Below are 24,127 nucleotides of genomic sequence, written 5' to 3'. Positions count from 1 at the left end.
CAGGTGGGCTATGGTGGAGAGGACGATGGCAGACAAAAAATATGACGCAATCGTGGTCGGTTCCGGGGCGACAGGAGGGTTTGCCGCCAAGGAACTGACAGAGCGGGGGCTCAATGTTCTCCTGCTTGAAGCTGGTCCCATTCACTCCCAGGAAGAATTTGAAAAGCTCAAGCATGGGGGTGATGCTCACGGGATCAGTCCTTTCTCCCGAGCCCGGACCTTCCTCTCCGGCAGGCACATACAATCGCAAGCGGCCTTTTTCAATCAGGCCGCTTCTTTCCTCTATGTGAATGACTGGAAGCACCCATACTCGCATCCCTTCAAGGACTTCTATCTCTGGATCAGGGGCAAGCAGCTCGGCGGTCGGTTCCTGACCTGGGGCCGTGTCCTGATGCGCATGTCCGATTTCGACTTCAAGGCCGCCAGCATTGACGGATTGGGTGAGAATTGGCCCATCTGCTACGAGGATCTCAAGCCCTACTACGACCATGTCGAGACCTTTCTGGGGCTCATCGGGGCGGAAAATGGTATCCCCAACCTGCCGGATGGGCGCTATCGCAAGACCGCCAAGCTCAATTCCATGGAGCAGGACTTCAAGACAAAGGTCGAAAATCGCTGGTCTGAGCGCAAGGTCATTCCCTGGCGCTACATGACGGCACAGGCGATCGAGAAATTTGTGCCCACCACGATTCTTGCCGCTCAGGCCACCGGTCGCTTGACCATCAAGGCCGATGCTCCGGCAACGCGAGTAATCGTCGATGAAAAGACCGGCCGGGCGACAGCAGTTGCCTGTGTCGATACCAGAACCAGACGAGAAGAGGTCATCAAGGCGGATCTGGTCTTTTTGTGTGCTTCCACGATTGAAACCATTCGCTTGCTGTTCAATTCGGCCTGCGCGTCTCATCCTGATGGTCTGGGCAACTCCTCGGGGCTTCTGGGCCGGTATTTCATGGACCAGTCACCAAGCCTGATATCGGGCACGGTACCGGGCACCTCCGGTTGGGAGCAGGGCGATGAGGGAACCGGCGACATTCTGGCCCCCAATCCGGGCGGGATCTATATTCCCCGCTTTCAGAATCTCGGAGCCCAGACACATCCCGACTTTGCGCGCGGTTTCAACATTCAGGGAGAAATCGGCCGCATTCCCTCTGAGGGCAATGGTCCGGCGATGTTCGCTTTCATGGGGCAAGGAGAAATGCTGCCCAGATATGAAAACCGGGTGACCTTGCACAACAGGCGCAAGGATGGCTGGGGCGTGCCAATCCCTCATATCCGTTGCGTGCCGTCGGAGAATGAGCTGAACATGCTGCGGACTCAGATGAAGGTGAGCCGCGAGCTGGTCGACGAAAACGGGTTTGATATCGATTTCTCCGCAAGCCTGCTTGGTCTTGATGATCCCAAACATTTGCTGCCCAAAGAGAACTGGCTGACACGAACCATATTCCGGACATTCTACCGTCGCAGTTTTGCGATAGGGGCAGCCATTCACGAATGCGGCGGGGTTCGCATGGGAGAAGATCCGGGCAATTCCCTTCTCAACCCGTTCAACCAGAGCTGGGATGTGAAAAATCTCTATGTCACCGACTCGAGCTGTTTCGTAAGCAATGGCGCGTGCGGGCCGACGCTGACCACCATGGCCCTGACAGTGCGTGCAGTAGAGCATGCTGTGAAAGAGATGGACTGACCGATTTTCCTGTTGCGAAACCGAAAAGCCCGTGTCGGCATGCATGTCGGCACGGGCTTCCTGGTTCTAGGGTTGACAAATCCGGCTCGCTTTGCGGCGCCAGTCCCGGATTGCCGGTCTTGACATCCAGACCATGTCTGGGCTGGTCTGGCTACAGGCAAACCCTCACGATGTCGGGATCGAGGGCAGGTTGAGTTTATGCTCTTTGGCGCATGCGATTGCGCTTTCATAGCCTGCGTCGGCATGGCGCATGACGCCTGTCGCCGGATCGTTCCACAACACTCTTTCGAGCCGTGTGTCCGCATCCTCCGAGCCGTCGCAACAAATGACCATACCGGCATGCTGCGAAAAGCCCATACCGACGCCGCCACCGTGATGGAGCGACACCCAGGTCGCCCCAGAGGCAACATTGAGCATGGCATTGAGCAAAGGCCAGTCGGAAACCGCATCCGAGCCGTCTTTCATGGCTTCGGTTTCTCGGTTGGGCGAAGCGACCGAGCCGCTGTCCAGATGATCGCGGCCAATTACAACAGGCGCTTTGAGCTCGCCAGTACGCACCATTTCATTGAAGGCAAGGCCGAGGCGATGCCTCTGACCAAGACCAACCCAGCAGATGCGGGATGGCAAACCCTGGAACGCGATGCGTTCGCGGGCCATATCCAGCCATTTATGCAGGTGCGGATCGTCCGGGATCAGTTCCTTGACCTTGGCGTCTGTCTTGTAGATATCTTCCGGGTCGCCGGAGAGCGCTGCCCAGCGGAACGGCCCGACACCCTTGCAGAACAGAGGGCGGATATAGGCTGGTACAAAGCCGGGGAAGGCAAAGGCATTCTCAAGGCCTTCATCAAATGCCATCTGGCGGATGTTGTTGCCATAATCAAGGGTCGGAATGCCCATGTCATGGAAAGCCACCATCGCTTCCACATGGTCGCGCATCGAGGCACGCGCAGCCTTTTCGACAGCCTTGGGATCGCTTTCCTGTTTTGCACGCCAGTCTGCAACGTCCCAGCCCTTTGGCAGATAGCCATGCACCGGATCATGGGCAGAGGTTTGGTCGGTGACAATATCGGGTTTGACGCCGCGCTTGACCAGTTCGGGGAAGATGTCTGCGGCATTGCCCAGCAGGCCGACGGACTTGGCTTCGCCTGCGGCGGTCCATTTGTCGATCATGGCAAGGGCTTCATCCAGTGTATGGGCCTTCTCATCGACATAGCGGGTGCGCAGGCGGAAATCGATCCGGCTCTCGTCGCACTCGACCGCAAGGCAACAGGCCCCCGCCATCACCGCAGCAAGAGGCTGAGCCCCGCCCATACCGCCAAGGCCACCGGTGAGAATCCACTTGCCGGAAAGATCGCCGCCATAATGCTGGCGACCCGCCTCGGCGAAGGTTTCATAGGTTCCCTGCACAATGCCTTGCGCGCCGATATAGATCCAGGAACCCGCGGTCATCTGGCCATACATCATCAGGCCCTTTTTATCGAGCTCGTTGAAATGGTCCCAGTTGGCCCAGTGTGGCACGATATTGGAGTTGGCTATGAGAACGCGCGGGGCATCCTTGTGGGTGCGGAAAACACCAACCGGCTTGCCGGACTGAACCAGCAAAGTTTCGGTCTCTTCAAGGCTTTTCAGGGTCTCGACGATCTTGTCGAAATCGGCCCATGTGCGGGCGGCGCGGCCAATTCCGCCATAGACCACAAGCTCATGCGGGCGCTCGGCCACATCCGGATGCAGATTGTTCATCAGCATGCGCATGGGGGCTTCGGTCAGCCATGACTTAGCGCTTAGCTCCGTGCCGGTGGGTGGAAAAATGTCGCGATCATTCTTGCGTGGGTCAACCATGGCTCGCTCCTTCAGGGCAGTGTCTTGGCTACGGCAGACAAAAAGGGCGTCAGCTCGTCAAGATCGGTAAGGATCCCCTTCAGATGCTGGCGCAATATGTCGGCCTTCTGTTCGTCATAATCAAAGGGAGATGCTTCCGCACAAAGGTGAGTGCTCTGGGCCAGTTCCATCTGCACTGCATGGACATGGGCGTCCGGGTTGCCATAATGCCGGGTTGTCCAGCCACCTTTGAAACGTCCATTGAGCACGGCCCGGTAGCCTTCTGCCCCTAATGCACCGGCTATGACGGTTTTCTCGATGCATTTGTTGCAGCTCTTGCCCTCGTTGGTGCCGACATTGAAATCCGGCAGCTTGCCTTCAAACAGATAAGGGATGTGGGAGCGGATTGAGTGGCAATCATAAAGGATGGCAAAGCCATGAAAGGCCTTGACCCGTTCGATCTCCGCGGCCAGCGCAGCGTGATAGGGAGCGTGCCAGGAGAGACGCCGGGCCTCGATCTCCGCAGCATCCGGCTCCATGCCCTCGCGATAGACCGGCTGGCCATCGAAATCGGTGGTCGAGCACAGACCAGTCGTATTCTGTCCCGGATAGAGAGACTCGTCAGACGGTGCGCGGTTGGCGTCGATCACATAGCGGTGGAAATTGGCGCGCACCAGCGTTGCCGCAGGCAATAGCCCCGCATAGAGGCGGTCAACATGCCAATCGGTATCGGCCAGCAATTTGCCGTTGTCATTGAGCTTTTCCCTGATCTCATCAGGAAGATAGGTCCCTACATGGGGGAAGGCCAGAATGATAGCACTTGGCCCTTGTGTCACGTTGACAGGCTGCATCTTCATGCCTCCAGTGCAATGAGAGGATTGGGAGAAATATCGTCGATCAGCGCACGGCTGGATATCAGGCAAGCCGCCTTTTTCAGATCCGGTGCCATGAAGCGATCATCCTCCAGTGGTGGAATGTCCCGGCGCAGTCTGGCAAGTGCGCTCTGCAATGATGGACTTGTTTTCAGCGGGGCACGATAGTCGATGCCCATGGCGGCGCAAAGCAACTCAACACCCAGTATATGGGCAAGATTGTCTGTCATTTGCCGCAATCTTCTGGCCCCGTGAGCCGCCATGGAAACATGGTCTTCCTGATTGGCGCTGGTCGGGGTTGAATCGGTCGAGCAGGGATTGGCCAAATGCTTGTTCTCGCTCATCAAGGCCGCCGTCGTCACCTCCGCAATCATCAGGCCTGAATTCAGGCCGGGATTTTTGGCAAGGAACGGCGGCAGATCAAACGAGAGGGTCGGGTCGACCATCAGTGCAACGCGCCGTTGGGCAATGGCCCCGATTTCCGACAGGGCAAGGGCGATCTGGTCGGCGGCAAAGGCGACGGGCTCGGCGTGAAAGTTGCCACCCGAGACAATGCGGTCCTCGTCGATCAGGACCAGTGGGTTGTCTGTTGCGGCATTGGCCTCGATCTCAAGGGTGCCCGCCGCCATGCGGATAAGGTCCACGCAAGCCCCCACGACCTGAGGCTGACAGCGAATGCAATAGGGATCCTGCACGCGGGTATCGCCATCGCGATGGCTCTCCCGGATCTCGGATCCAGCCATCAGATTACGCATGGCGCGAGCCGTGTCGATCTGGCCGCGGTGCCCGCGCAAGGCGTGAATTTCAGGGAGCAACGGAGCGGTTGAGCCCATGATCGCATCGGTCGAGAGCGATGCCGTCAAAAGACTGGCCTCGGCAAGGCGCATCGCTCCGAACAGTCCCACCAGGGCAAAGGCAGTGGAGACCTGTGTGCCATTAATCAGGCCCAGGCCTTCCTTGGGGCCAAGAGCAACCGGTTCAAGACCCGCTCGGCTCAGCGCTTCGCTGCCTGCAAACCGTTCGCCTTTGTAAAAAGCTTCCCCTTCGCCGATCAACACAGCTGTCATATGGGCAAGCGGGGCTAGGTCGCCAGAGGCTCCAACCGAACCCTGACTCGGTATGACCGGGGTGACGCCTCTTGCAAGACAGGCCTCGATTAATTGCAGAATGTCCCAACGCACGCCAGACGCCCCCCGCGCCAGCGATAGCAGCTTGAGGGTCATGATCAGACGCACGGTCGCCTCATCCAGCTCTTCCCCGACCCCGCAGCAATGGGAGAGGATGAGATTGCGTTGCAGGGTCGCAGTGTCTTCGGGAGCAATCTTGACACTAGCCAGCTTGCCAAACCCTGTATTGACGCCATAAACCGCATCCGTTCCGGACGCTGCGCGCTGGACGCGTCTGGCAGCTTCCTCAATTGCCGGGCGGGCACTGCGATCAATCTCAACCGCCAATCCCTCACGATAGATGGATTCAAGCTCCTTCAAGGTAACCGCACCGGGGGTAAGGGTCACTGTGTGCATGGGATGCCTCCAAAATAACGCTGTGAAAGCGGGTTGAATCCGATTCGATAGACCAGTTCCGCAGGATGGTTGACTGCCCAGACATTGAGGTCAGCACGTAACCCCTCGGCCAGCATGCCGCGGTCCGCAAGGCCGAGCGCCTTGGCGGCGTTGCGTGTGGCCCCGGCCAGCGCTTCGTGAGGCGTCAGCCGGAACAGCGTAGCGGCCATGTTGAGTGTCAGCAGCAAAGAGGTGAGGGGTGACGTGCCCGGATTGCAATCTGTTGCAAGCGCGATGGCAACCCCATGTTTGCGCATGAACTCGATAGGTGGCATCTGCGTTTCGCGCAGGGTGTAGAAGGCACCGGGCAGAAGCACGGCAACCGTGCCCGCCTTTGCCATCGCCATGACGCCCGCTTCATCAAGATGTTCAAGATGATCTGCCGACAGTGCCTTGTAAGAAGCAGCAAGGGCCGCACCGCCCAGATTGGACAATTGCTCGGCGTGAAGCTTTACCGACAGGCCAAGCGCCTTGGCCTTGTCAAACACTTTGGCTATTTCATCAGGTGAAAAGGCTATGCCTTCACAAAAACCGTCAACCGCATCGACCAGCCCTTCGGCGTGAGCTGCTTCAAGCGCTGGCAAACAAACCTCATCGAGATATTTGCCCGCTTCGCCCTTGTAGCTGGCTGGTATGGCATGGGCACCAAGGAAACTTGTCCTCACCGTTATATCGCGGTCTGCTGCGATACGGCGGGCCACCCGGAGTATTTTCAATTCACTCTCGATTTCAAGGCCATAACCGGACTTGATTTCGAGTGTGGACACGCCTTCACCGATCAGCGTATCAACCCGCAGCAAGGCGCTTTTCAGCAAGTCTTCTTCGCTGGCTTTGCGGGTGGCCTGCACAGTGGAATTGATACCGCCACCGGCGCGGGCGATCTCTTCATAGCTCGCCCCTTCGAGGCGCATTTCGAATTCCCGCGCTCGATCGCCGCCAAAGACCACATGGGTGTGACAATCAATGAGGGCCGGGGTCACCAATCCACCGCCAAGATCCGTGACGGTCCAGTCGGCAAAATCCGAAGGCAACGAATCCGCTGTGCCACAATAGGAAATCATCCCGTCCTTGATGGCCAAAGCGCCGCCCTCAATGAGCCCATAGGAGCCACTATCGGGGATCATTGTCGCCAGATTGGCATTTTTCAGCACGAATTGCGTCACAGAGCTGTTCCTGACTTGATTAAATCGCGTTTTATGTGATTAAGTATGCACATAATAATTTTGCTGTCAACGCGACAGAGCCCGTCATGCTGATCAAAAAGACGGCATTGACCAGAGTAAATGAGGCAGGCATTTGATGAAGATCTATGCGGAAAAAGCGCTGGTAATGGATGAGTGGCAACGCGATGTCCTGATCACCGTTGATCAGGATGGACGAATCGAGACCGTGGCAACCAATTGCCCACCCGACTCATCTGGTGGCGACATTGATCATCGCGCCACGGTGCTTCTGCCTGCTCCGAGCAATCTGCATTCCCATGCCTTCCAGCGGGCCATGGCAGGCATGAGTGAGCGACGCGGACCGGAGCCGCTCGACACCTTCTGGACGTGGCGACAGATCATGTATCGCTTTCTCGATATTCTGAGCCCGGACGATATCGAAGCCATTGCCGCTTTCGTTCAAATGGAAATGCTTGAAGCCGGTTACGCCTGCAATGTCGAATTCCACTATGTGCACCATCAGCCGGATGGTGTGCCCTATGATAATTTGGCCGAGCTGTCCCATCGCATCGGCGCGGCAACCGCGCAAAGTGGCATTGGCCTGACGCTTCTCCCGGTGCTTTATCAATATGGCGGTTGCGACAAGCGCCCGCTTGGCAACGGTCAGATCCGTTTTGGCAATGACTTTGATCGCTTCGAGCGACTGCATGAGGGGGCTCACTCACTTCTCGCCCATTTGCCGAAGGATACGAAGCTGGGCGTTGCGCCCCATTCCTTGCGCGCGGTCTCTCAGGAAGCACTGAAAGAAGCCATCACTCTGGCAGGGGATGGCCCGCTTCACATGCATCTGGCCGAACAGGTGAAAGAAGTCGAGGAAGTGGAGGCCGCCTGGGGCAAACGTCCGGTCAATTGGTTGCTTGATAGCCATGAGGTTGATCCGCGCTGGTGCCTCATCCATTGCACCCAGATGACCGATGCCGAAACCGACCGTCTCGCCGCAACGGGAGCCGTTGCTGGCCTTTGCCCGATCACGGAGGCGAGTTTGGGGGACGGCATTTTCAACGGGGTCCGCTATCTTGCTGCTGGTGGCCGGCTCGGGATCGGGTCTGATTCCAACATTCGCATTTCGCTCAGCGAGGAATTGCGCTCCCTTGAATATTCCCAGCGCCTCAGGGACAAATGCCGCGCCAGCGTAGCGACACCGGAGCATTCAACCGCGCGTGTGCTGTTTGATGCCATGCTTGCAGGAGGGGCGCAGGCAGCCGGGCGCGATGCTGGTGCGATCAAGGTGGGCAACTGGGCCGATCTCATGGCGCTTGATGGGGATTTGATGGCGCTTGATGGGGTTCATGGCGATGAAATCCTTGACATTTTCGTCTTTGCCGCCGATGACAGGCTCATTAGCGATGTCTGGTCCGCAGGTCGCCATCTCGTCAAGGATGGTCGGCATGTTGATGGCGGAGCCATCCGTGCGCGTTATGGGACGGTCATGAAGAAACTGAGGCAGTCATTTTGACCAAAAGGGAAGCAAATAGCTGGCGTTTGATCCGCGATGAAATCGTCAGGCGCATCAATGAGCGCGACTGGCAGCCCGGAGACATGATCCCCAACGAGACCGATCTTGCGATCGAGTTTGAATGTGGCCGTACGACAGTCAACCGCGCCTTGCGGGAATTGGCCAGCGAAGGCATTGTCATCCGCAAGCGCAAGGCTGGAACGCGGGTTGCGCTCAATCCTGCCCACAAGGCGGTTTTTTCCATTCCCGTCATTCGCGAGGAAGTGGAATCATCGGGGGCAAGCTATCGCCATTCCCTTTTGACAGCCGAGCAAAGGCACCGCCCGACCTTTCTCGCCGGGGCTTTCCGCGTCGCTGATGACACGCCACTGCTCTACACCGAGACGATCCATTTCTCGGATAACCAACCCTTCATTTTCGAAGAGCGCTATACCAGCCTTGAGGCAGTGCCAACCCTTGGCGACATGGATCATGAGGCGATCAGCGTCAATGAATGGCTGTTGCAGAACGCGCCCTATACTGGCGGTGAAATGAGCTTTTTTGCCCTCAAGTCAGATCAGAAGCTGGCCCATGCTTTTGGTATTGCCGAGGGTGAAGCGCTGTTTGCAACCGAGCGCAGCACATGGTGCGAGGATCAGCATATCACCCATGTCCGCCTTGTTTACAAGCCGGGCTATCGCATGCGAGCCAGCACATAGATCTGACAAGCCTTAATCGATGAATTTCAGCAGCTTGTCGCCTTCCTGCTTCAATTCTTCAAGGCTCGAGAGCCCCATCAGCTGAAGCGTCGTTTCCACCTCGGTCTTGAGCAGCTCAAACAGCTTGCTCACGCCCCGTTCGCCTTCTGCGGTCACTGCCCAAGTGAAGGGGCGACCCATCAACACGAAATCGGCACCGAGCGCTATCGCCTTGACCACATCACTGCCACGACGGAAACCGCTATCGACATAGAATAATTTGTCCGGTCCCAGCGCCTCGCGAATGGCCGGGACGAGCGAAATGGTCGACAGACCATGATCGAGCTGGCGCCCGCCATGGTTCGACAGCACAATGCCGTCGATGTCTTCGCCTGCTGCCATGGCCGCATCCTGCGCATCCGAAATGCCCTTGATGATGAGCTTGCCATCCCAGGCCTTGCGCAAGGCGCGCACCGTGTCCCAGGTGAGAGTCTTGTCAAGTCGGCGAGCCAGCGCTCCGGACTGGGCAAGCGCTCCTTTGCCAAAGCCACTTTGACCCTTGATGATTTCCACTTCCGGGAAGGGCCCCATGGCCATGTCGAGGGTCCAGCCGGGGCGGGTGGCAAATTGCATGGCCAGATGCGGCGTGATGTGCTCGACCGAGCGGAAGCCGTTGCGTACATCCTTCTCGCGCACCGAGGTGATGGCAGTATCGACCGTCAGGAACAGGGTCGTCACCCCGGCCTTGCGGCATTGCTCCAGATAGGAGGCATTCACCTCCGGGTCGATATCAAGATAAAGCTGGAATTGTGGCGCGACGCCCGCCTTTTTGGCGATCGTCTCAGGTCCTGCGATGGAAAAGGTGGATAGCACAAATGGCACGCCTGCCTTGGCTGCGGCCTTGGCAATCGCGATGTCGCCACCACGCCGATAAAGCCCCTGATAGCCGACCGGGCCGGGGCCAAAGGGCAGCGCATGCGCTTCGCCTGCCAAATCGACATGGATGTCCGGGGTCTCGTCAAGCGTTGTCAGAACCCGCTGCCGCAGGGCAATTCTGGCAAAGTCATCGCTGTTGCGTGCCAGTGTGGTCTCCGAAAAGGCCCCGCCATCAACATAGTCGGCGAAAATTTTCGGCAAACGGCGTCGCGCCGCTAAGCGGAAATCATCGACATTGAGATACCGGCGATTAAAATCCATGATGTTGAGTTTCCTGAAATTTGAAACAGCGGACGAGCGCTCGATTAGGGCGCTCAATCCGGGGAGATCGTTGAGAAGAAGGTGGAGAGGATATCCTCTCCATTGATCGGGCGCGAGCCCACGGAAAGGGCAACCCCGAGCCCGATGGCCGAGGAAACCGGGTTATGCAAATCCGCTCCCTCACCGGCATTGAGATTCATCACCAGTGTTGGCGAGAGGAACAGCCCGATCCGGATCACATCCTCCCAGTCGTCAGGCAGCAATCCCGATTTGGCAAGATGGGCAATCCAGGGTTTCCAGAAATGCTCGGCCTTGATCGCCAGCAATTGCTTTCTGACCGGCGAGGGCTGCCAATCGGTATCGATCAGCAGCTGTCCGCCCTCAAGTCGCACGGATGCCGTGAAGCGATCTTTTGCAAGGTCCGCACTGTAAAGCCACAACGGGTGGGCAAAGATATTGTGAAAGGTCGATTTGACCTCCGCCAGAAGCGAGGGCACGTCATTGCCGGCAAAGGCCGGATCGAAAAAGGCAAGCTTGTCTTTGTCTTCTCCGCGCTCATACCAGACATTGGCATTGTGCGCGTCCCCATGGGCGACGATACCGCCTGCATCGGCGAGGGCCGAAGGCGCATAGCGGGCATGGGCGAGCGTGAACATGTCTTCAAGGCTGCGCTGATGGGCAATCCCGTTGATCACCGGTTGCGCGGTTGAAAGATCCTTCCAGTCAAGGCTCACCCCATCAGGGAAAGCAAAGCGCTTGCCGACATAAAAGCGCCGATAGCGTCCGCCGGGAAAGGTGCCGCTTGCCGGGTCAATCAGGCGTTCATGAAACAGCCGATGGATCGGCTCGGCTCGTGATTGCTCGGGGGTAATGGGATGCAAGGAGGCTTTGGCGACGTCGAGCAACTGATCATTGAGCTCCGCCTCTGCTGCCAGAGCGCGCTTGATGGCGCTCACATCGCGGCTGTCATCCAGCCCATAAAGCAGGTCGGAAAAGCGTGGATCAGAGCGCCGCCGATAGACCAGTACCTGCTCGCCGGGAAGCGTCGACATATGGATCGGCTGATCCACCGGCAGACCGGCTCGGGCCAGAATATCAGCCCGATAATATTCACCGCGCATGGCTTCCTCGCCTTCCTCCTGATGGAATTTGAAGAAATAGTCCTCTCCGTTTGCGGAGAAGAAACCATTGAGGGAATTGAGCGAATATTGATCGAGATTGATCTTCAAGCTTTCGACGCTCAACCCGAACAGCTCACCCAGCAACGCCGCAAGCCTGGTTTGAGCTGCGCCAATATCACTTCGGGCTAGCGCCCGGATTTCAGCTGTGCGGGAGGGTTGGCTTGTCATTGTACGGCGTCCTTTAGCCTTGCTGGCATCTCATGATTGTTTTAAGGCCGTCGACTTTGCCATCCAGATGGCGCTGATAGGCATCTGGCACTGCATCAAGCGTGATCTCTTCGGCGATCACAGCGTCCAGCTTGTCCGTAAGGCGCGGCAGCAGATCGACAAGGGTCTCCAACTCACCCCCAAAGGCATGGCAGCCGATGAGGGCGGTTTCTTTCTCCACCAGTTGGATCGGGTTGACCTCAAGCGTGCCATGGCCGATTCCGACCAGCGCGATGGCCCCGCCCGGAGCGATTTTGTCTACGAGACGGCCAATGACAAAGGGTGAACCGGTGGCATCTACCCCATGACGCGGCGCTCTCTCGCCCCAATCGCTCTCAAGATCGAGAATGCGTCCGCCGGTCATCTCGCAAACCAGTTTGGCGCGTGCCTCATTGCGGTCGATGACGGCCACCTTGTGCCCACTTTGCGAGGCGAGCAAGGCGACGAGGCCACCAATCGGGCCGCAACCGGCAACCACGATTTCCGCATTGCAAGGTGCCGCCAGCCGGTTGAGCGTATGAAGCGCCACCGCAATCGGTTCTGCAAGGGCAAGATGACGATCCGGCACGCCGTCCGGAGCCTTCAGCACATTGCGCGCGGGCAGGGTGACCGCTTCGGCAAAGCCGCCATCGATCACCTCGCCGATAAAGCCCAGTTTTTCGCAAACCTGCCCCAGACCATCCTGGCAATTGCGACAGACCCCGCATATGTGGCGACTGTCAACGATCACCTTGTCGCCGACCGCCACATGCGAAACATCATCTCCAATCGCTTCGATGATGCCGGTCAACTCATGACCGGCGACGGACGGAGCGCGGGTGATCCATTCCCCGGTACGGAAATTATGAAGATCCGAGCCGCAAATCCCGGCATAGGTCACCGCAAGGGTGACCTCGTCGACCTTCGGGGGCAGGGGCAAGGCAACATCCTCGACCCTCAGATCTTGCTTGGCATGCAAACGGACAGCTTTCATGATTTGCCCCTAGTCCTTGAAATAGGCCTGCCGCAGCTCGCTGACCGCGTTGGCGTGGGAAGAGAAGCCCTCATAGTCGGCAAGGATCTTGGCATTCTTGGCCAGAGGCGGATAGCCCTTCGGCGTGACATAACCGATTGAGCTGCGACGCATGAAATCGGTCACCGACAATGGACCCCAGGTGTTCGCGCCCATTGATGTTGGCAACACCGCATTCGGGCCGAGAGCGAAGTTGGCAATCGTGACCGGCGTGTGGGTGCCCAAAAGGATTTCAGCCGCCTCGGTGATCATGCCCAGATACTCGAACGGCTTGGTCGACATGATTTCCAGATGTTCCGGGCCATATTCATTGACGAAGGCACAGGCATCATCCATGTCGCGGGCAACGACGATCCCGCCAGATGGGCCCGTCAGCACGGTTTTGGAAAATTCGATCCGCTGTTCGGTCATGTTGGCCCAGTGTTTCGGCAGGGCTGCGAGCGCTTCTTTTGCCACCCGTTCCGACGAGGTGACGAGCCAGGCCGAGCTGTCCGGTCCATGTTCTGCCTCGATCAGCAGATCCATCGCGGCAAGCCCGCCATCGATGGTATCGTCAGCCAGAATGACAACCTCGGAAGGACCAGCCGGAAGACCCGGATCAATGACACCGGCAAGCAGGCGTTTGGCCGCAACCACCCAAGGGCTGCCCGGTCCAACGATTTTCTTGCAAGGCTTGACGGTTTCCGTGCCGAAAGCCGCAGCAGCTACGGCCTGCGCACCACCGGCCTTGTAAACGGTTTCAACCCCGGCCGTGCGAGCGGCAACCAGCGTTGCGGCATCCACTTTGCCATCCGGTCCCGGAGGGGTGAAAATCGCAAGATTTGGCACCTTGGCAACAACGCCCGGCGTCGCGGTCATCATGGTGACAGAGGGGAAGGAGCCCTTGCCGCGTGGCACATAAAGGGCAACCGAGGAAATGGGCGTGAAACGGTCACCGGCAAAGGCACCGGGATGCATTTCCTTGAGCCACATCGGCTCGGGTGCCTGTTCCTCATGAAAACGGCGAATATTGTCGATGCCGAAGCGGATCGCCTCGATCACATCATCCTCGACCAGATCGAAGGCTTCGTCAAAGTCGGCTTCGGTAGCCTTGAGATTATCAACCGTCAGACCCCTGGCCTTGTCGAAGTCAGTGCCGAAGCGCACCAGGGCCGCGTCTCCATCGGCTTTCACCTCTTCGATGATCGGTCCAACCTTCTCCAGGAAGAAGGACAAATCGGTTTCAGAGCGTTTTACCAGATCGGCGCGTTCCTGAGCGGACAACTCGCTCAGTACCTTGTAGGTCACGTCAGTCATGTATCTATCCTTTCAAGCGCCGCGCGGGGGCGCATCGAGATGTCATTTTGATTTGAGAAAAATTTCCAGTCCCACGAGGCGATCAAGCAGCCAGACAGCGATGAGAGCAATCAGCACGAAGACCACCGAAACGGCCGCCAGATCCGGCGTGATGATGGAGCGGATATTGTTGTAGATCTGCACCGGCAGCGTCACCGTGCGCGCATCGGTCAGCAACAGACTGACCAGAAATTCGGTCATCGCCAGAACGAACATCAAAAGACCGCCGGTGATGACACCGGGCATCACGGCAGGCAGGGTGACATACCAGAAGGTTTCCAGCCGACCCGCGCCGCAATTCTCCGCTGCCAGTTCAAGATCCCGGTCGAGCACCGCCGCCGAAGACGAGACCGACCAGATGATGAAGGGGATATTGATCACCGCGCAGGCCACTCCGACCGGCCAGACATTGCCCAATATGCCCCATTCGCCGAAGACCAGCATCATGCCGATGCCCGACCCGATCAACGGCACGGTAAAGGGCAACAGCAGATAGACATTGATCATGTTGGTGAATTTGAGCCGATAGCGCGTTAGCGCCAGCCCGGCGAGCGTGCCGATGGGAAGCGAAACCAGTACGCATACGGTCGAGACGATCAGCGAACGCCAGAGTGCCAGACGCAGATCGCGCGCCATGGCGATCTTTTCATACCATTTGAGGGAAAAGCCTTCGGGGGGGAAGGAAATGATATTGCCGGAGGTCACCGACGCACCAATGACGATGATCGTCGGCAAGGACAGCGTGATGACGGAGATGGCAACCAGCGACCAGAAGATGATTTTTTGCGATCTGGGCATTATTTCTTCGCTCCCATACCAAGCGTGCCCGCGCCAAACACCACGAAGACCAGACCAACCATCAGTGAACCTATGCCCACCAGTACCAGCGCAAGAGCTGACCCCAGCCCCTGATTGGCGGTTCTGAAAAACTGGTCATAGATGGCGTTGGCAATGAAATCCTGACTGCCGCCGCCGAGCATGGCGGGCATGGCGAAATCCGTCAGAGACAGGGTCGCGACAACGAGAGCTGCGCCAATCAGGCCAGGCTTGGCCATCGGCAGGATGACATGCCACAGGGTCTGGCGCCAGTTTGCCCCCAGCGATCCGGCCGCAGTCTCGATTTCCTGCGGAATGGCGGTAAGCGCAGGCGCCAGCAGCAACACTGCAAAGGGCAGCATATATTGTACAAGTCCAAAAATGACCGCAGGGAAATTGAACAGCAGCCTTATTGGCTCAACGCCGACCAGGCCGAGCATGTCATTGACGACCCCCGAATTGCCCAGAATGATCAGCCAGCCATAGGCACGCACCACCTGCCCGATGAAGAAGGGCAGGAACAGGATGATCAGCAAGGTCTTGCGCACCATGGCCGAAGGCGTGCGCACAAGAATATAGCTGTAGGGGAAGGCGAGCAGAAGGGTGAAGACAACGGTCAGGAACGCCCCGAACAGAGAGCGCCAGATGATCCTTGCATAGGTGCTGCTATCCCAGATGGTCTGATAGTTTGCACCCGTATAGTTTTCGGACAACAGATAGGTCGACGTATCAAGCGTGCGAAAGGAGGCATCGCCGATCTGAACAAGACCGATGACCAGAATACCAACCAGCAACAGGGCCGGAGCAAGCAGTAGCCATCCGGTATGACGGCTCATGGATTTGGGCCACATGATATTGGCCCCTTCCTCCAGGCTGTCCATGATCCGCCAGCGCATCGGATAGCGAAAACGGGTTTTGTCAGCAAGGCTATTATTCATGAAAGGCGGTCTCGTGATGCGTGCGCTGTTAGGGGAGATCAGGGTCCGGCGGGCGAGCAGCGTTCAAGGACAGAAAGACAGAAGGATTGTCCGCCGATTCCCATATTGGCTGAGACATGATCTCCGCGAGAAAGCCACGCCTTCAATCCGTTTGGCCTGAAGGCGTGGCCATGAGTGTCATGTCAGGATCAGCCCTGCATGATTTCCTTGAATTTGGAGAACCACTCGCTTTCATTCTCGACCTGAACCTTGTTGGAAACACGGATCAGGTTTTCGAAATCTTCCGGTTTGGTCGGATAGGATGGATCACCGACCAGATCGGCAGGAGGCGTCAGGCCTGGAACGACGCCAGGCAGGCCAAGGCCGTTGCACCAGATCTGCTGAGCGTCCTTGGAAATGGCGAAATTGATATATTGTTTGGCCCAGTAAAGTTCGTTTTCCGGCAGACCTTTTGGAATCCAGAGGCCATCGGTGTCGAACTTGCAGCCTTCCTCAGGAACGGTCCAGGCGATGTCGATGCCGTTTTTCTTGGCGGCCAGAGCGTTGGTGGAGATGGTGCAGGCCGCATCGATTTCACCATTCTGGAACCAGGTGGTGAAGTCCGGATCTTCGCCGAGCAGCGGATCCTGAGCCTTGATCTGCTTCACGAAATCCCAGCAGGCATCCATGTTGCCCGGAATGTCTTCGAGCTTGCCGCCACCGGCAACCTGTGCCGGGAAGTGGAAGCCGATGCCATCGTTATAGAGCGCGATGCGGCCCTTGAATTTCGGATCCAGCAGAGCTTTCCAGGACGTCGGAGCACCGTCAGGGAAGGCTTCCGGACGATAGGCCAGAACATAGACATAGCCGTAGGTGTTGACGATCGGATAGCCGTCAACGCCGACCGGCTTGGCAAGATCCGTGGTATTGGCAAGGTTGGCAAGGCCGGTAAGGTCTTCAGTTACGCCGCGCAGGGCAGACTTGGTGGCGTTGGTGGTGGTGTCCCAGTTGACGTGAATGGGAGGAACGCGCTTCTGAGCGACTGCGGCCCAGACTTTTGGCTGGATTTCGTTGTCCTCTGTCAGGTCATGGCGGACAGCAATGCCTGTCATTTTGGTGAAGGGATCGGAAACACCCGCTTTCAGGGCTTCAACCCATTCGCCGCCCCAAGCGCGAACGATGATTTCAGCTGGTTTTTCCGGCTCGGCAGCCAGAAGGCGACCTGCTGGCATGCTGCTCAGCAAGGCAACGCCACCGCCTGCGACACCGGCGCGCAAAACCGAACGCCGTGATAGACCTTTCTTGAAATTCACCATATTGCTGTTCTCCTGTCGTTGTCTGAACTATGTTGCCGTCTTGTTTTTGTTATTGGGGGTGGCAAGGGAAGACTTTCATGTCCCTGCCATTCCATCCAAAGCTGACCGCTGCGCCCGGCTCGAACAAGTCGAACTCATGCGGATCATGATGATAGATCTGGAACTTGACATCCGGTAGGCGATCACTCGCAACCACATATGTCAGCCTTTCGCCTTCGAAAATCACATCCTCGACCTGACCCTCCAGCATCATGTCCAGAGAGCCGAGTGCATCGGAGCTTGGCGCAATGCGAATTTGCTCGGCCCGAACAGCGCCCCGCGCCGTTTCGCCCGCCTTGACGCCCTTTGTCAGGGTGCCAATCAACATGTCATTGCCAATCTTGATCCCCTCGTTGGTGGCGACGCCATCCATGAAGGTCGAAATGCCGATGAAGCCCGCCACGAACAGATTGTTCGGAGCCCGGTAAAGACCGACCGGCTTGGCATGTTGCTGGATCTTGCCATTATCCATGACGATGATATCGTCGGAAACGACCAGAGCCTCCCTCTGGTCGTGGGTGACATTGATGGTGGTCACGCCCAGTTCCTTCTGGATGCGGCGGAATTCGAGCTGCATTTCCTCGCGCAGCTTTCTGTCAAGCGCCGCGAGCGGCTCATCAAGCAGCAGCAGTTCCGGCTCGAAAACGAGGGCGCGGGCAATGGCAACGCGCTGCTGCTGGCCACCGGACAATTCATGCGGCCTGCGATCGGCATATCCGTCCAGCTTGACCAGATTGAGAAAGGTCTCGACCTTGCCGGGAATATCGGCAGGGTTGACCCGGCGCATCTTGAGCGGAAAGGCGACATTCTCCGCCGCTGTCATATGGGGAAACAGGGCCAGCTTCTGAAACACCATGCCAACCGAGCGCCGATGGGCAGGCGCAGCATCAACCGGCTTCCCGCCTATGGTGATGGTTCCGCTGGTCGGGGTCTGAAAGCCGGCGATCATCCGAAGCAGGGTTGTCTTGCCAGACCCGGACGGGCCGAGAATGGTAAGGAAGCTTCCTTTCTCGACATCAAATGAGGCATTGTCGACAGCAGGGATGGGCGCTCCGAAATCCATGGTGACATTGCGTGCGCTCACGGCAATTTCCGCATCTGTCCCACCGGCAGCCTGCTGTTTTGTTTTATTCATTCCAGAACCTCATTCTTATCATTTCAGCGAGCGAAAAGGCCGTCTCATGCTCCAGACTTTTTGTAATATGTATATACTAATTACTAGCCTGCCGAAACAGAATGGACCTCAGTCCTTGCTCAAATTGCTGCCAAATAGCCGCCATCAATGCCTATAATTTGACCTGTGATGTATTTTGAGGCATCGGAGGCCAAGAATAGCGCAACACCTACCAAATCTTCAAGCTGTCCGAAACGCCCCAATGGGATCTTTTCCTGCATGGATGTGACCCAGTCTTCATTCTGATAGAAAACTTCCGTCATCTCGGTTCGGAAATAACCCGGCGCGATGGCATTGACCCGGATTCCTTCCGGCGCCCATTCGGTCGCGAGTGCACGGGTCATGCCCACAATGCCGGATTTGGAAGAGCCATAGGGTACGGCGGTCGGAATGCCCACGAAAGAGGTGAGCGAGGCCAGATTGATGATTGAGCCGTTTTTACTCGATCCCATCAATTTGGCAGCCGCCTGGGCGGTGAAGAAGGCCCCTTTCAGGTTTGTGTCCAGAATCTTGTCCCAAAGCGCCTCTTCGATATCCTTGGCAGGGCAGACGTCTTCCACACCTGCATTGTTGATCAGGATATCAAGCTCGCCGAGTGATCCGATCTCGTGCCGGATCTGGTCCACATTCTGTTGATCGCAGGCGATGCAGTTGACCTCGCGCCCTTCGGCACTGATCAGGTCTGCGGTCTCGGAAAGGCTGTTTTGTGATCGCGCCGTGATGACAAGATCCGCACCGGCCTTGGCCAGCGCCACTGCCAGAGCTTGTCCGATCCCCCGGCTGGCCCCCGTCACAAGGGCGCGTCTTTGTGCAAGTGAAAAAAGACCATCAATATTGGTTTGGGACAGCTTGTTCATTTTTATCTCCCGTTGTGACAAGAATTCGAAGGTGATTGATCTTTATGTATATACATTATACTGTCGCGAGTATCATAGGTTCCACATTTCGGAAAGGCATTTCCATGGCGTCACAAAGCTTCATCCTAAGGTCGGAATTGTCCTCACTCAAGCCGTATAATGTTGGTTTATCACTGGAAGATGTAGCAGATCGTGCGCAGGGCAAGCCAATTGCCAAACTTGGTTCCAATGAAAACCCCTATGAATTGCCTTCAAGCATAAGAAAAAGCATGGAGAATGCTCTTGTCTCGGCAGCCATGTATCCCGACCCCATAGGCCGGACGCTTGCGCACGTCATTGCGGAAAAATGGAACTGTGCTCCCGGTCAGGTGGTCTTTGGCAATGGATCCGAGGATATACTGAACATTCTGGCACGGGCCATCCTGCGTCCCGGCGATGAGGTGGTCACGCTCTATCCGTCTTTTCCTCTGCATGAGGATTACGCAACAATGATGGGTGCAACCGTCAATGCCATTGATCTCACGGCAAATCATGAAATCGACATCGATGCGCTGATCAAGGCCGTTGCCCGTCCGGTGCGCATGACTGTTTTTGCCAATCCCATGAACCCGACAGGCCTGTGGCTTGATGGCGATCAGCTTCAGGCGGTGCTCGCGGCCCAGCATCCCGACAGCCTGTTATGTCTGGACGAGGCCTATCTCGAATATGCCCTGCATGGCGATGCTGACTTCAGATCGGGAAGCGATTGGCTGCACAGCCATGACAAGCCGCTCATCCTGTTGCGGACCTTCTCCAAAGCCTACGGGCTGGCAGGCCTTCGGGTTGGCTATGGGCTGACCAATAACGCCGATATCCGTCGCGGTCTTGATCTGGTTCGCACGCCGTTCAATGTGAATGCCGCCGCTCAGGCCGGAGCCATCGCCGCTCTGGAGCATGAACAGGACATCCGTCCGGTCCTTGAAACTGTCACCCAGGAGCGGATGCGTGTCACCAAAAGACTCAGGGCCAAAGGCCTTACAGTACTGCCATCGCTTGGCAACTTCCTGTTTGTGGATGTCAAAGCCCCCTCAATCGATATCGCCAGCCAACTGATATCGGAAGGGGTCATCATCAAGCCATGGAAACAGCAAGGTTATGAGAGCTGGATCCGGGCATCGATTGGACTTGAGTCGGAAAATACCCAGTTTCTACAAGCCCTCTCCAAATGCCTCGGCTGCGATTGATCCGGCAAAGGCAGGGCGGTGCGTTTCCCGCTCCTAAAACTGGGCGATCAGCTGGTGGCTGCTGCCGGGATATAACAGACGCGCGCGCGTGACCCAGTTGGCATCGATTTCGGTCTGGCGGTCAATTTGCAGGCAGGCTTCGCTTTTGTCGATTGCCAGCAGGGTTGCTTCTTCTGCGCTGACATTTACCGCACGGATCTCATGCACGGCCTTGGTCCATGGCAGCTCCTTGAGCAACCATCCTCCCGGCGCACTCTTCTCGAAGGTTTCAAAATGTGCACTGGGTACCGTTTCGGGATTGATCAGCCGGGTTTCGAGACAGAAGGGCTTGTCGTCGCAAAAATGCATGCCCTGAATATGGAGGATAGGCAGATCGCTTGCCTCTTCCAGCTTCAGCAGGCGCTTTTCCGCGTCCAGAAGGTGCCGACACTGGCGATCAAGCAATTGCCAATGGTAGCTCTTGTTAAGGGCAAGGACTTCCTGCTCGATATCGACAATCTCCATGACCGCCGATTGCACGCGCGGCTCGGCAACGAACGTTCCCTTTCGCTTGCGGCGATAGACATAACCCTCACGATGCAACTGGGTGAGAACCTTGTTCATCGTCATGCGCGAAACGCCATAATGGGTGGCAAGGTCCGTTTCAATCGGTAACTGGTATCCCGGTTGCCACGTGCCATCGACAATCTTTTCCAGAATGTCTGCCTTTATGCTGACATGGTTGCTTTTTGCTGTTGTCTCAGGCTCCATCAAGCCTCATCCGAATTTGTCTTGCTCAAAAACAAGGCTCGACCAAAGAGCCCGACGGCGTCATGTGAGAGCAAGCGATTACACTCTCAAATGGAAACACAGGATAGAAATACAAACGTCCGTTGTAAAGCGCTGGATGCAAGGCAAGTGTCGGCGCTATGACACAGACGCTGACATGCTGTCGCGAAATGGCCGTTTTCTGCCATGTCTACGCCACCAGGTCGCGTGTAATATAGTGCGGGAAGGTGTCACTATTCTTGCAGTCCGTCCAAATGAGTCGCCCGGATGCTTCAGATCATGACCCCGGTCTATGAAAGCTCGAGATCCGCTTTTGCGCTCTGCGAAAGAACAAGACGGGCATTGACCAGATCGTTGGTCTCGGTCCTTTTGGCAGCCGCTTCCGGATCAAGACCATGCCTCAGCCATCTCTTGTTCAGACGCGCAGTCAGGATGCCTAGCCCCGGATTGATGAAAATGGTCGTCGTGAAATGGTCGGCAAGGCTGTTCCACGGGCTTGATTTCAACAACAGATAATTGCCTTCCACCACGATGACATGCGTGGCGGGAGTGATTTCTATGGCGCCTGCAATGGCAATATCGAGAGTGCGGTCAAAGCTCGGGAAGAAAGTGCACGGGCTCCCTGAGGCAAGGCCCTTGACTGCCTCGCAGAAGCCGACAGCATCGAAGGTCTCCGGAGCGCCTTTTCGGGCAAGCAAACCGCGTTTTTCAAGGATCCGATTGTCCAGATGATACCCATCCATGGGCAACAGGGCCGCCAGAGGCGCATCCCCGTTGCCGTTGGCATTGAGATGGTCCACAACCTTCGCCGCAAGGGTGGATTTTCCCGAGGCCGGGGCCCCGGCAACGCCAACAATGGTCCTTTTTCCGTCGGTCATGCGGTTCATGACCAGATCACAGACTTGAGCCGTCTTTTTCTCAAGATCCTCTTTTTTCATCAAGCTGCCTCTTTATCCGGAGGAGCCATGGCCCCGGTCATCAGGGCCACCGCATCGGACATGGAATAGTCCTTGGGATCGATGATGCAAAGCCGTTTGCCAAGTCTGTGCACATGGATTCTGTCGGCCACTTCGAACACATGGGGCATATTGTGTGAAATCAGAATGATCGGGATGCCCTTTTCCTTGATGGTCTTGATGAGGTCGAGAACCTTGCGGCTTTCCTTGACGCCAAGGGCTGCGGTCGGTTCGTCCAGAATGACGACATTGGTGCCGAAAGCAGCGGCGCGTGCCACTGCCACCCCCTGCCGCTGGCCACCCGAAAGGGTCTCCACCGTTTGGGAGATGTTCTGAATGGTCATCAGGCCCAGCTCGCTGAGCTTGTCTCTTGCGATTGCCTGCATTTTCTTCTTGTCGAGCTGGCGGAAAAGACTGCCCATGATGCCCGGCTTGAGCAACTCGCGCCCCATGAACATATTGTCTGCAATGGACAGGGCAGGGGAAAGGGCGAGGGTCTGGTAGACCGTCTCGATGCCCAGTTCCCGCGCCTGGATGGGCGAGTTGATGGTTACCGGCTTTCCTTCAAGCCGGATTTCACCGCTGTCGGGCCGGAGGGCACCCGACAGCGCCTTGATCAGGGTAGATTTTCCTGCACCATTGTCCCCGATGATGGCTAGGATTTCCCCTGGCAGCAGGTCAAAGTCGCAATCCTCCATGGCGACAACATGACCATATCTCTTGTTCAGTTTGCGTGCGGTCAAAACGGCTTCGGTCATCACAGGCTCACTTTCCGAATGGCTTGGTCAATGGTGACGGCAAAGATGATCAGGGCACCGATCAACAGATAGGTCCACTGTACATCGGCTCCCAGAAGCCTGAGACCAAGGGTGAAAACACCGACGATCAGCGCACCAAACAACGTGCCCGCAACCGAGCCGCGCCCGCCAAACAATGAAATGCCGCCGATCACGACAGCCGTGATACTCTCGATATTGGCCAATTGCCCCGCTTGCGGCGACACCGAGCCGAGACGTCCGATCAGTGCCCAACCGGCCAGCGCACAGATGAAGCCGCCAATCGCATAGACCGAAACCAGAGTGGCCTTGACCTTGACGCCGGACAATTCCGCCGCTTCCGGGTCATCGCCCACCGCATAGACATGCCGTCCCCAGGAGGTCTGGCTGAGAATGTAGGACATGAGCAGAACCAGCAACAAGAGCAGAATGACACCATAGGTGAAGACCGCTCCGCCAAAGGTGATGGTTCTGCCGAAAAATTGCAGGATCGGGGCTTTCTGCGCGATTTCTTCGCTGCGGATTACCACGCTGCCCGAATAGAGAAAATTGGCTGCCAGCACGATTTGCCACATACCCAATGTGACAATGAAAGGCGGCAGCTTGACATAGGCGACCAACAGTCCGTTGGCCGTGCCGAACAACAGGCCACTGCCAAGACCGCACAGCACAGCCAGTTCTGGCGGAATGCCAAGATCAAAGGAAAACTTGCCCATGATGACCGATGCCATGACGGCAATGGCCCCCACGGACAGGTCAATCCCCGCCGTGAGAATGACAAGGGACTGCGCAACGGCAACAATGCCCACAATCGCCACTTGCTGCAAAATCAAGGTCAGCGCGAAGGGCGAGAAAAAGCGATGGCCGTTCAAAATGCCAAAGATGATGATGGCCATGACCAGAACAAACAGCGGGATGGCCGAAGGGGTTGTCTGTAGAAAGCCCAGAAGGCGCGTCATTGCGGATTTATGCCGGTTGGAAAAGTCCGCGACGATCTCCGGCTCCTGCTCGCGCGTTTCACCAGAGCCTGATGCATCATTCATGAGATCACATTCCTAAGG

General features: G+C 57.0%; 21 protein-coding genes. 4 read left to right on the top strand and 17 right to left on the bottom strand.

The window, feature by feature from the left end; translation table 11 throughout:
* Positions 1–25 precede the first annotated feature (25 nt).
* Positions 26–1,684: a GMC family oxidoreductase gene (locus tag ACHZB8_RS13070; RefSeq protein WP_316860948.1), complete on the top strand. Its 1,659-nt coding sequence runs from the start codon at positions 26–28 to the stop codon at positions 1,682–1,684.
* 165 nt (positions 1,685–1,849) lie between these two features.
* Here ACHZB8_RS13070 and hutU read toward each other — a convergent pair whose 3' ends face one another.
* Genes hutU through hutI form a run of 4 tightly spaced genes read right to left on the bottom strand, consistent with a single transcriptional unit; the run spans position 1,850 to position 7,060 of the window.
* Positions 1,850–3,523 carry a urocanate hydratase gene (hutU, locus tag ACHZB8_RS13065; RefSeq protein ID WP_316860946.1) on the bottom strand — a complete coding sequence of 558 codons (1,674 nt, stop codon included), beginning with the start codon at positions 3,521–3,523 and terminating at the stop codon, positions 1,850–1,852.
* Positions 3,524–3,534: 11 nt separating this feature from the next.
* Entirely contained in the window at positions 3,535–4,353 is an 819-nt protein-coding gene (hutG, locus tag ACHZB8_RS13060; protein ID WP_316860945.1) for an N-formylglutamate deformylase, read from the bottom strand.
* A gap of 2 nt (positions 4,354–4,355) precedes the next feature.
* Entirely contained in the window at positions 4,356–5,897 is a 1,542-nt protein-coding gene (hutH, locus tag ACHZB8_RS13055) for a histidine ammonia-lyase (RefSeq protein WP_316860944.1), read from the bottom strand.
* Positions 5,885–7,060 carry an imidazolonepropionase gene (hutI, locus tag ACHZB8_RS13050; RefSeq protein ID WP_316861040.1) on the bottom strand — a complete coding sequence of 392 codons (1,176 nt, stop codon included), beginning with the start codon at positions 7,058–7,060 and terminating at the stop codon, positions 5,885–5,887. Before hutI ends, hutH begins: the two co-directional genes overlap by 13 nt.
* 175 nt (positions 7,061–7,235) lie before the next feature.
* On the opposite strand from hutI, the gene ACHZB8_RS13045 reads away from it, so the two are divergent.
* Positions 7,236–8,615: a formimidoylglutamate deiminase gene (locus ACHZB8_RS13045; RefSeq protein ID WP_394706195.1), complete on the top strand. Its 1,380-nt coding sequence runs from the start codon at positions 7,236–7,238 to the stop codon at positions 8,613–8,615.
* Entirely contained in the window at positions 8,612–9,313 is a 702-nt protein-coding gene (locus tag ACHZB8_RS13040; RefSeq protein ID WP_316860941.1) for a GntR family transcriptional regulator, read from the top strand. Before ACHZB8_RS13045 ends, ACHZB8_RS13040 begins: the two co-directional genes overlap by 4 nt.
* A gap of 12 nt (positions 9,314–9,325) precedes the next feature.
* On the opposite strand, the gene ACHZB8_RS13035 is transcribed toward ACHZB8_RS13040, so the two are convergent.
* The 9 genes from ACHZB8_RS13035 to ACHZB8_RS12995 form a co-directional block, all read right to left on the bottom strand.
* The gene (locus ACHZB8_RS13035) at positions 9,326–10,489 is read right to left on the bottom strand and encodes an alpha-hydroxy acid oxidase (RefSeq protein ID WP_316860940.1); all 1,164 of its coding nucleotides are present in this window, start codon (positions 10,487–10,489) and stop codon (positions 9,326–9,328) included.
* Between the two features lie 53 nt (positions 10,490–10,542).
* Positions 10,543–11,838, bottom strand: coding sequence for a hypothetical protein (locus tag ACHZB8_RS13030; protein ID WP_316860939.1), 1,296 nt, complete (start codon positions 11,836–11,838; stop codon positions 10,543–10,545).
* Positions 11,839–11,851: 13 nt separating this feature from the next.
* A complete protein-coding gene (locus ACHZB8_RS13025; RefSeq protein ID WP_316860938.1) occupies positions 11,852–12,850 on the bottom strand; it encodes an alcohol dehydrogenase catalytic domain-containing protein in 999 nt (332 codons plus the stop codon).
* Between the two features lie 9 nt (positions 12,851–12,859).
* Positions 12,860–14,185 (bottom strand): histidinol dehydrogenase, encoded by a 1,326-nt coding sequence (hisD, locus tag ACHZB8_RS13020; protein WP_316860936.1) that lies wholly within the window; start codon positions 14,183–14,185, stop codon positions 12,860–12,862.
* Positions 14,186–14,227: 42 nt separating this feature from the next.
* Positions 14,228–15,022: an ABC transporter permease gene (locus ACHZB8_RS13015; protein ID WP_316860935.1), complete on the bottom strand. Its 795-nt coding sequence runs from the start codon at positions 15,020–15,022 to the stop codon at positions 14,228–14,230.
* Complete coding sequence (locus ACHZB8_RS13010; protein ID WP_316860934.1) at positions 15,022–15,978, bottom strand: ABC transporter permease; 957 nt, start codon at positions 15,976–15,978, stop codon at positions 15,022–15,024. Before ACHZB8_RS13010 ends, ACHZB8_RS13015 begins: the two co-directional genes overlap by 1 nt.
* A 188-nt stretch (positions 15,979–16,166) precedes the next feature.
* The gene (locus ACHZB8_RS13005; protein ID WP_394706194.1) at positions 16,167–17,273 is read right to left on the bottom strand and encodes a PotD/PotF family extracellular solute-binding protein; all 1,107 of its coding nucleotides are present in this window, start codon (positions 17,271–17,273) and stop codon (positions 16,167–16,169) included.
* 49 nt (positions 17,274–17,322) lie between these two features.
* Positions 17,323–18,447, bottom strand: a complete 1,125-nt coding sequence (locus ACHZB8_RS13000) for an ABC transporter ATP-binding protein (protein WP_316860933.1) — start codon at positions 18,445–18,447, stop codon at positions 17,323–17,325.
* A gap of 119 nt (positions 18,448–18,566) precedes the next feature.
* Positions 18,567–19,343 (bottom strand): glucose 1-dehydrogenase, encoded by a 777-nt coding sequence (locus ACHZB8_RS12995; protein WP_316860932.1) that lies wholly within the window; start codon positions 19,341–19,343, stop codon positions 18,567–18,569.
* A 104-nt stretch (positions 19,344–19,447) separates the two neighbouring features.
* Here ACHZB8_RS12995 and hisC point away from each other — a divergent pair, with 104 nt between their 5' ends.
* Entirely contained in the window at positions 19,448–20,566 is a 1,119-nt protein-coding gene (gene hisC, locus ACHZB8_RS12990) for a histidinol-phosphate transaminase (protein ID WP_316860931.1), read from the top strand.
* Between the two features lie 33 nt (positions 20,567–20,599).
* On the opposite strand, the gene ACHZB8_RS12985 is transcribed toward hisC, so the two are convergent.
* The 4 genes from ACHZB8_RS12985 to ACHZB8_RS12970 form a co-directional block, all read right to left on the bottom strand.
* Positions 20,600–21,316 carry a UTRA domain-containing protein gene (locus ACHZB8_RS12985; protein ID WP_316860930.1) on the bottom strand — a complete coding sequence of 239 codons (717 nt, stop codon included), beginning with the start codon at positions 21,314–21,316 and terminating at the stop codon, positions 20,600–20,602.
* Between the two features lie 308 nt (positions 21,317–21,624).
* Entirely contained in the window at positions 21,625–22,272 is a 648-nt protein-coding gene (locus ACHZB8_RS12980; RefSeq protein WP_316860929.1) for a nucleoside/nucleotide kinase family protein, read from the bottom strand.
* On the bottom strand, positions 22,272–23,048 hold the full coding sequence (locus ACHZB8_RS12975; protein ID WP_394706193.1) for an ATP-binding cassette domain-containing protein: 777 nt from the start codon (positions 23,046–23,048) through the stop codon (positions 22,272–22,274). Before ACHZB8_RS12975 ends, ACHZB8_RS12980 begins: the two co-directional genes overlap by 1 nt.
* Entirely contained in the window at positions 23,048–24,109 is a 1,062-nt protein-coding gene (locus ACHZB8_RS12970; RefSeq protein WP_316860925.1) for an ABC transporter permease, read from the bottom strand. The genes ACHZB8_RS12975 and ACHZB8_RS12970 overlap by 1 nt, the downstream gene beginning before the upstream one ends.
* Between the last annotated feature and the right edge of the window lie 18 nt (positions 24,110–24,127).

This window comes from uncultured Cohaesibacter sp. (assembly GCF_963556055.3).
In the GTDB taxonomy this organism is placed as follows: domain Bacteria; phylum Pseudomonadota; class Alphaproteobacteria; order Rhizobiales; family Cohaesibacteraceae; genus Cohaesibacter.
Note: the sequence above shows the minus strand (reverse complement) of the source record. Positions and strands in the feature narration are given on the sequence as shown.

Excerpts from the sequence above, each read along its gene's own strand:
- ACHZB8_RS13070 (WP_316860948.1), top strand. The coding sequence starts at position 26 with ATGGCAGACAAAAAATATGACGCAATCGTGGTCGGTTCCGGGGCGACA.
- hutU (WP_316860946.1), bottom strand. The coding sequence starts at position 3,523 with ATGGTTGACCCACGCAAGAATGATCGCGACATTTTTCCACCCACCGGC.
- hutG (WP_316860945.1), bottom strand. The coding sequence starts at position 4,353 with ATGCAGCCTGTCAACGTGACACAAGGGCCAAGTGCTATCATTCTGGCC.
- hutH (WP_316860944.1), bottom strand. The coding sequence starts at position 5,897 with ATGCACACAGTGACCCTTACCCCCGGTGCGGTTACCTTGAAGGAGCTT.
- hutI (WP_316861040.1), bottom strand. The coding sequence starts at position 7,060 with ATGATCCCCGATAGTGGCTCCTATGGGCTCATTGAGGGCGGCGCTTTG.
- ACHZB8_RS13045 (WP_394706195.1), top strand. The coding sequence starts at position 7,236 with ATGAAGATCTATGCGGAAAAAGCGCTGGTAATGGATGAGTGGCAACGC.
- ACHZB8_RS13035 (WP_316860940.1), bottom strand. The coding sequence starts at position 10,489 with ATGGATTTTAATCGCCGGTATCTCAATGTCGATGATTTCCGCTTAGCG.
- ACHZB8_RS13030 (WP_316860939.1), bottom strand. The coding sequence starts at position 11,838 with ATGACAAGCCAACCCTCCCGCACAGCTGAAATCCGGGCGCTAGCCCGA.
- ACHZB8_RS13025 (WP_316860938.1), bottom strand. The coding sequence starts at position 12,850 with ATGAAAGCTGTCCGTTTGCATGCCAAGCAAGATCTGAGGGTCGAGGAT.
- hisD (WP_316860936.1), bottom strand. The coding sequence starts at position 14,185 with ATGACTGACGTGACCTACAAGGTACTGAGCGAGTTGTCCGCTCAGGAA.
- ACHZB8_RS13015 (WP_316860935.1), bottom strand. The coding sequence starts at position 15,022 with ATGCCCAGATCGCAAAAAATCATCTTCTGGTCGCTGGTTGCCATCTCC.
- ACHZB8_RS13010 (WP_316860934.1), bottom strand. The coding sequence starts at position 15,978 with ATGAATAATAGCCTTGCTGACAAAACCCGTTTTCGCTATCCGATGCGC.
- ACHZB8_RS13005 (WP_394706194.1), bottom strand. The coding sequence starts at position 17,273 with ATGGTGAATTTCAAGAAAGGTCTATCACGGCGTTCGGTTTTGCGCGCC.
- ACHZB8_RS13000 (WP_316860933.1), bottom strand. The coding sequence starts at position 18,447 with ATGAATAAAACAAAACAGCAGGCTGCCGGTGGGACAGATGCGGAAATT.
- ACHZB8_RS12995 (WP_316860932.1), bottom strand. The coding sequence starts at position 19,343 with ATGAACAAGCTGTCCCAAACCAATATTGATGGTCTTTTTTCACTTGCA.
- hisC (WP_316860931.1), top strand. The coding sequence starts at position 19,448 with ATGGCGTCACAAAGCTTCATCCTAAGGTCGGAATTGTCCTCACTCAAG.
- ACHZB8_RS12985 (WP_316860930.1), bottom strand. The coding sequence starts at position 21,316 with ATGGAGCCTGAGACAACAGCAAAAAGCAACCATGTCAGCATAAAGGCA.
- ACHZB8_RS12980 (WP_316860929.1), bottom strand. The coding sequence starts at position 22,272 with ATGAAAAAAGAGGATCTTGAGAAAAAGACGGCTCAAGTCTGTGATCTG.
- ACHZB8_RS12975 (WP_394706193.1), bottom strand. The coding sequence starts at position 23,048 with ATGACCGAAGCCGTTTTGACCGCACGCAAACTGAACAAGAGATATGGT.
- ACHZB8_RS12970 (WP_316860925.1), bottom strand. The coding sequence starts at position 24,109 with ATGAATGATGCATCAGGCTCTGGTGAAACGCGCGAGCAGGAGCCGGAG.